1 protein-coding gene is annotated in these 793 nt (G+C 31.4%); it reads right to left on the bottom strand.

Going from position 1 to position 793, the window contains the following annotated elements; all coding sequences use genetic code 4:
• On the bottom strand, positions 1 to 793 hold a 793-nt coding region (locus N1F73_RS03730), incomplete at both ends, for a hypothetical protein (protein WP_260360163.1).

The raw sequence follows: 793 nt of genomic DNA, 5'->3' as shown, positions 1-793 counted from the left end.
CTATAGTTAGCTAATGCTATATTGAATTGTGAATCTTTATTATTTCTCTCGGTGATTTTATCTCTTCTGACTTGCTCTTGGGTTTTTAGGTTTTCAAACGCAGTGTTTAAAGCATTGTAATCTTTTGATGCTTGTTCTAAACTTGGTTGTTTACCCACCCCACTAGTTTGATCGGTTATCTCTTTAACATCTGTTAATGTTTTTTTGATGTCATCATAGCCAGTAGCAAGCTCAGGTCTAGCTAAATATTGATCAACTTGGTTAGCTAATTCAATATATTGTTTATTTTTTTGTGCTTGTTCACTATTTTTTGAGTTAATAAAGTCTTCTTTAGCTTTATTGACTGCTGCGGAAGTTTTTTCGTAAGCTTCACGTATTTTATCCTCGTCATTTCCTGCAGCACTTAGAACGTCTTGTAATTGTTTTTCAATTTTTGCTATTTTTTTATCAAAATCAGCTTTTTGACCTTCATAACTAGGATCAGTTGTATTTGTTGATTCTTCTTTAGCGGCAGCTAAATCTTTATCGTAATTAGTTTTAGCGGCTTCTTTGGCTGCTGTTTTAGCTTTGTTTATTGCATCAATAATTTTTGGTATTTCATTAACAAAATTATCAACTGTTGCTTTTTGTGGATCGTAAGATGAACCATCTTTACCAACAACTTTATTTGAAGAATCTAAAGCATCTTGCAATTGATTTTGAATATCAGGGTATTTGCTTAAAGCGTCTTTTAATTGAGTTAATTTACCAACTTCTTTTTCGTATTTTGCTTTTTCTTTTTCAATTTTAGCGT

Source organism: Mycoplasma sp. HS2188, assembly GCF_025209835.1.
Lineage (GTDB): Bacteria > Bacillota_I > Bacilli_A > Mycoplasmatales > Metamycoplasmataceae > Mycoplasmopsis.
The sequence above is the reverse complement of the archived record's forward strand: the minus strand, read 5'-3'. Positions and strand labels throughout refer to the sequence as shown.